4 protein-coding genes and 1 riboswitch are annotated in these 4,731 nt (G+C 75.0%); of the genes, 3 read left to right on the top strand and 1 reads right to left on the bottom strand.

Annotation, left to right across the window (positions count from 1 at the left end; genetic code table 11):
- Positions 1-374: oxygenase MpaB family protein (locus E9934_RS18795; RefSeq protein ID WP_136564437.1), on the top strand; the 374-nt coding region annotated here is incomplete at its 5' end.
- Positions 375-533: 159 nt separating this feature from the next.
- On the opposite strand, the gene E9934_RS18790 is transcribed toward E9934_RS18795, so the two are convergent.
- Entirely contained in the window at positions 534-3,488 is a 2,955-nt protein-coding gene (locus tag E9934_RS18790; RefSeq protein ID WP_136564436.1) for a type II toxin-antitoxin system Rv0910 family toxin, read from the bottom strand.
- Positions 3,489-3,590: 102 nt separating this feature from the next.
- Between E9934_RS18790 and E9934_RS18785 the strand changes: the two genes are divergently transcribed.
- Positions 3,591-4,214, top strand: coding sequence for a TetR/AcrR family transcriptional regulator (locus tag E9934_RS18785; RefSeq protein ID WP_136564435.1), 624 nt, complete (start codon positions 3,591-3,593; stop codon positions 4,212-4,214).
- A 7-nt stretch (positions 4,215-4,221) separates the two neighbouring features.
- Positions 4,222-4,283, top strand: a riboswitch (guanidine-III (ykkC-III) riboswitch).
- A gap of 14 nt (positions 4,284-4,297) precedes the next feature.
- The gene (locus E9934_RS18780) at positions 4,298-4,612 is read left to right on the top strand and encodes a DMT family transporter (protein ID WP_136564434.1); all 315 of its coding nucleotides are present in this window, start codon (positions 4,298-4,300) and stop codon (positions 4,610-4,612) included.
- Positions 4,613-4,731: the final 119 nt, after the last annotated feature.

Genomic DNA, 4,731 nt, shown 5'->3' with positions numbered 1-4,731 from the left:
TGCCCGAGGAAGCGTGGCCGCGCACCGAGGCCGCGTTCGACGCAGCCTGGGCCGAGGGACTGGCGAAGGTGTCCTACGACGACACGCTCAAGGCCTATCTCAACGACCTGCTCGACCTCAAGCAGCTCAGCCCCGAGCAGCAGCGCCGCCTCGGCCCGTTCCACCGCTGGATCAACACCGGCTTCCTGCCGCCCGAGATCCGCGAGGCCATGGACCTCACCTGGACCGCGGACGACGAGCGACGCTTCCAGGAGCGGGTACGACGCCTCGGCGCCCGCAACCGTCGTGTCCCCCGCGTGGTCCGCAACTTCCCGATCGGCGCCACCCTCTGGGACTACCGGCTCCGCCGCCTGCTCCGGCGGCCCATCGTCTGACGCTCGCGCTGGTGGTCGAGACCACTTGGTGGGCGAGGAGGCCGGCCACGGCCGTCTCGAGACCCCCGCAACCCGTCCACCGGACCGGGCCAGACCCAGCACCACGGCCAGGCGTCTCGCGACGAGACCCCCCGCAACCGGTACGCCAAACCGGGCCGCTCAGCGTCCCGTCCAGCGCGGCGACCGCTTCTCGGCGAACGCCGCGACCCCCTCCCGGGCGTCGTCGGACAGGAGCACCGGGCTCGCGAGCTCGCTCTGCCGGGCGAACGCCTCCTCGGGCGTCCACGTCGGCGCCTCGTCGACGACCTGCTTGCCGACGAGGACGGAGAGCGGTGCGTTGGCGACGATCCGCTCGGCCAGCTCGAGGGCCGCGGGCAGCGCGGTGCCGGTCGGCACGACGGCGTTGACGAGGCCCAGGCCGTGGAGCCGGTCGGCGGTCACGGCGTCACCGACCATCGCCAGCTCGAGGGCCACGGCCCGCGGCAGCCGCACCGCCGTGCGCCACAGGCCGCCGGCGGCGGCGAGCAGGCCGCGCTTGGCCTCGGGGAGGCCGAAGGTGGCGTCCTCGGCGGCGACGATGAGGTCGGCGCACAGCGCCAGCTCGAAGCCGCCCGCGAGCGCCGACCCCTCGACCGCCGCGATGGTCGGCTTGGTCGGCGGCTCGGCGGTCAGGCCCAGCGGGCCGCGCCGGTCGGTCACCGGCACCGCACCGCCGTGGGCGCCGACGAGGTCCATGCCGGCGCAGAACGTGCCGCCGGCGCCGGTGAGCACGATGACCCGCACCGTGTCGTCGGCCTCGGCGTCGTCGATCGCGCGCTCGAGGAGGCGGGCCGTCAGGCCGTCGATGGCGTTGCGCACGCGTGGCCGATCCAGCGTGACGACCAGGATCTCGCCCCCGGCCCGCTCGGTGCGCACCGGCGCCGGCGGCGGCTCGGGCAGCTCCTGACGCTCGCCGGTCAGCACGACACGGCCGTCGACGAGCGCGATCGTGCGGCGCAGCGAGTCGCCCTCGATCAGCGCCAGGACGTCCGCCGGGTCCTCGCGCCGCAGCAGGACGCGGGCGCCGTCGGGAGCGATGGCCGAGACGATCACGCCCTCCGGGTCGCCGGATCGGCCGCGGGGCACCGTGACCGCCTCGACGACTGCCGTGCCCTCCAGGTCGGTGCGCACGGGACGGGGCGCCGGCCGGTCGAACGCCGGCTTGAGGTGGGCGAAGGTCTGTCGCGGCGGCGTCGCGGAATAGACGCCGACAGCGTGCTTGGTGGCATACCAGCCGAGCGAGCTGGAGAGGCCGAACTGCTCGGGCTCCGCACGCAGCAGCGGGACCATGGAGGCGACGGCGTGCAGGCCGTAGTTGTTGCCCGGCCCGCCGGCCGAGGTCAGTCCGCCGGTGACGCTGAGCGGCCGCGCCGGGTCGTTCCAGGGCAGGCCGAGCGCGCCGGCGCCGAGCTGGACCGCGGCGGGGAAGCAGGAGTAGAGGTCGATCGGGCCCAACTCGTCGACGGTGATCCCGGCGTGGTCGAGGGCCGCGGCGCCGGCGGCGGCGATCGCGGGTGAGGCGGTCAGGTCGGCGCGCTCGGAGACGAACCACTCGTCGGCGGCGGAGGCGCCGGCGTGCAGGAAGACCCATCGTTCCTGCGGGACGCCGAGCGCCTGGGCCGCGGCCACGCTGGCCACGATCACGCCGGCGGCGAGGTCGACCTGCAGGTTGGCGCACATCAGCTTCGTGTAGGGGTCGGCGATCTCGCGGTTGTCGGGTGAGGGGGTCGCGATCTCGGCGGCGCTGCGCTCGGTGCGGTCCCACGCCCACGGGTTGCCCGCGGCGATCGCGCTGTGCCGGGCCCAGAGGTCGGCGATGCGGTCGCGGTGCTCCGCATCAGGCGTGCCGGCCGCACCACGCAGGGCCGACTCCAGGAGGGCATAGACATAGATCGGCGCGCCGAGGCCGACGCTGGTCTCCGCCTCGTTGTTGGCGGTGCGGTCGATGCCGATCACCCGGTCGGGCGCGGCATCCCCGGGCTGGCGGGTCCACTGCGGCTCCCGGCCGGCAGCCTGCAGGGCGGCCACCGTGCGACCGGCCTCGGCGCCGCTGACGAGCACCACGTGCGCCCGCCCCTCGGCGACCTCACGAGCGGCGTCGTTGACGGCCAGCTGGGCGCCGTCGCCGCCGTACGGCGAGGTCTGCACCGTGCCCGCGTCGGGAGCGCCGACCAGCTCGGCGACCAGGCCCGCCTGGTCGCCGTAGGTCCACGAGGCGCTGGGGACCGCATAGACCAGGTCCGCCCGGCCCAGCAGGTCGTCGCCCAGACCCGCGTCCTCGGCGGCGGCGCGCAGCGCGCGGGCCGCCATCGCAGCCGGCTCGACGGGGGCGGCCGGGTCGGGGTCGCGTTGCACCAGCTGACCGACGCCGATGACGACGGGGGTGGTGGGGTCGAGCAGTCGGCCGGTCCGCTCGTGCCGGACCGGCTCCTCGGCGATGCGGGCCAGGGAGCCGCCGCCGAGGATCCCGGCGAGGACCTGCAACGACTCCGCCAGCGCGGTCTCGACGCTGCGCACCGCAGTCAGGCCGATCGGGCCGCGGACGGGCGGCCCGTCGAGCGCGCCGTCGAGCCGCACGGACGTGGCGCCAGACGTGGCGGCGAGGGTGCACCAGAGGCCGACGGTGATGCCCATCGGGCCGGTCCCCCGGAGCTCGAAGCCCTCGGCGTCGGCCCGCTCGACGCGCCACCGGGCCTGGGCCGGGATGTCCATCAGCTTGATCTGCTGGACGAACTCGGCGCCGGCCTCCATCCGGCTCGGACGCTCGCCGCGCCACGACAGGTGGAGCGTGAGCCACTCGTGGACGCGGTCGAGGTCGGCGACGAGCTCGGCGACCTGGCCCGGGGAGCCGGGGACGACGCCCTGGACGTGGACGTGGCGGGCGAAGTCGGCCGCACCGGCCGGCGCCGGCAACGTCAGCTCCGCCTCGGCACCCGGGGTCCGCGGCCGCAGCCGGGCAACGGCGTCGCTCGCGGCCACTCGTGCGGTCTGGGCGACCACAGGAGCCAGCAGGCGGAGGCTGCGGAGGTTGCGGAGGTTGCGCAGGGCGCGGGAGGTGGGCGAGCTCGAGGCCATCAGGTCACTTTCCGTCCGATCAGACTGTTTTTCCAGTCTGCGGTATCCGTGCGCCCGCTGGCAAGCCGGGGCCACCCCGGCTCCGGCGGTAGGGTCGCCGCCATGCCGGCCCCGCGACGTACGCAGCAGGAGCGCTCGGCCGCGACCCGGGCCCGCCTGCTGGAGGCGGCCTACGAGAGCCTGCTCGAGGGCGGGTACGCCGCCACCACCGTGGGCCACGTCCAGCAGCGTGCCGGGGTGGCTCGCGGCACGTTGCTGCACCACTTCCCGACCCGCGGCGCGCTGATGGCCGGCGTCGTCGAGGACGTCGTCGAGCGGCGCCTGCAGGTGCTGACGACGGACGGCGCCGATGACCCGGTTGGCCCGGTCGGCGGGCCCGCCGGCTGGGACGACATCGTCGACCTCGTCTGGAGCGAGCTGCAGAGTCCGCCGTTCGCCGCCGCGCTCGAGCTGTGGGTGGCCGCCCGCACCGACCCCGACCTCCGCGACGCGCTGCTGCCCCTCCAGGAGCGGATCTTCGGCGCCGTGCACCGCGGTGTCACACGTCTGGCCGGCGCCGACCACCCGCGAGCGCCGATGCTCGTGCAGTTCACCATCGACCTGCTCACCGGCTCCCACCTCGCCGGCCTGCTCCAGCCCCGCGCGGGGACGACGGCGGTCGTCGAGGCCTGGAAGCAGGCCCTCCGGGTGCTCGCTAGCCAACCCTTCGAGTCGTCGGAGACGTAGTCTGGGCACACGCTCCGGCGCGGGGCGCCGGACGAGGGAGCCGTACCCGGAACGCGACAAGACGGCCACGAGGAGTGGTGGTCGTGGCGTGGTTCGTGCTGGTGGTCTCCGGGGTGCTCGAGTCGGTGTGGGCGATCGCCCTCGGCCGCTCCGAGGGCTTCACCCGACTCGTGCCGAGCCTGGTCTTCGCCGTCGGCCTCGTCGCCAGCATGGCCGGCCTCGCGCTGGCGATGCGCACCCTGCCGACGGGCACCGCCTACGCCGTGTGGGTCGGCATCGGCGCCTCACTGACCGTCGCCTTCGGGATGGTCAGCGGCGAGGAGCCGGTCAGCCTCGTGCGGGTGCTGCTCATCCTCGGGCTGGTCGGCTGCATCGTCGGGCTCAAGCTCGTGCACTGAGGCCGAAGGTCGGCCTCACGCCAGGGCGAGGAAGAGCTTCTCCATCTTCTGGGTGTCGACGCTGTCGGGGCCGCCCTCGACCAGGCACTTCTGCAGACCTGCGGCAACGAGCGCGTAGC

Source organism: Nocardioides caeni, from assembly GCF_004912195.1.
GTDB lineage: Bacteria > Actinomycetota > Actinomycetes > Propionibacteriales > Nocardioidaceae > Nocardioides > Nocardioides caeni.
Note: the sequence above shows the minus strand (reverse complement) of the source record. Positions and strands in the feature narration are given on the sequence as shown.